The 900-nt window shown below is 67.8% G+C and carries 1 protein-coding gene and 1 pseudogene; both read right to left on the bottom strand.

Going from position 1 to position 900, the window contains the following annotated elements; all coding sequences use genetic code 11:
• Positions 1–615 (bottom strand): TraV family lipoprotein (locus AX692_RS19020; RefSeq protein WP_073975754.1); only part of this gene is annotated, 615 nt, incomplete at its 3' end.
• 4 nt (positions 616–619) lie between these two features.
• A pseudogene (locus AX692_RS09605) lies at positions 620–900 on the bottom strand (DsbC family protein); the annotation flags it as partial.

Genomic DNA, 900 nt, shown 5'->3' with positions numbered 1-900 from the left:
ACCGGCAACGGCCTCGCGCGCCGTGGAGGGGAGGACCAGCGGCGAGGCATCTGAAACTGCATTTTCGGAACTGGGGGCATCAGTGCCCGGGGTCTCCAGGGTGCTGGTCCCGTTCGTGGGCGCGGATGAAAAGGGCGATGCAAGATCGACGGTAGCATCCGAGTGTCCGTCTGCGGCTTCGTGTGCCGACGCAGCTTGAGCGGCCTTCAACTGCCGGCGGACCTGGCGCATGACGGCCCCGCTCTTGTCCTCGCCCGCCTTGCGGCGGAGTTCGGTTGCCCAGCGCGGGTTGTCGACGACTGTCCAGGCGACCGCTTCATCATGGAGCGTTCCTGCTTCATCGACATGCGCTGGGAAGACGACCCGCAGGGTCCGCTCCGCCGTACGCGTGGTGTCAGCCTCCACCACGCCCGACCGGGAGCGTGTCTCGGCATGAGGCGTCGTGCCCGCCGACAGAATGTTCGTTGCCTTGGCATCGATGACGTGGGCCGGTGCGCAGTCGCCCTTGGGCGCCCGGCAGGTGAAGTCGCCTTCGACATTGGTGCCGAACGTGGCGCAGCCACTGGAGAAGCCGGCCAGGCAGGCGCAGACAAGAAGACGTGATGGAAACCGCATGGGGTTATCCTTTCGGAGCTGGGGTGGGAGCCCGGGAGGGGCCAGCGCGCAGGAAGTCCCGGAGCACAGCGGCAGGCCGGAAGCCTTCGAGAACGGCGCCATCGGCGGGGCGCACGATCACCGGCGTGCCGCCAAAGCCGTGTGCCCGGGCGAAGGCCTCGTTGGCATCGAGGCCGCTCGTGTCGCAGGGTTTGGGATTGGCGAGCGCCAGACCCGAATAGGCCATATGTAGCGCCAGCTCAGGCCGCGGCGAGCACAGCACCCGTTCGGCATCGCGCCGGCTTT

Source organism: Erythrobacter donghaensis (assembly GCF_001557325.1).
Lineage (GTDB): Bacteria > Pseudomonadota > Alphaproteobacteria > Sphingomonadales > Sphingomonadaceae > Erythrobacter > Erythrobacter donghaensis_B.
Note: the sequence above shows the minus strand (reverse complement) of the source record. Positions and strands in the feature narration are given on the sequence as shown.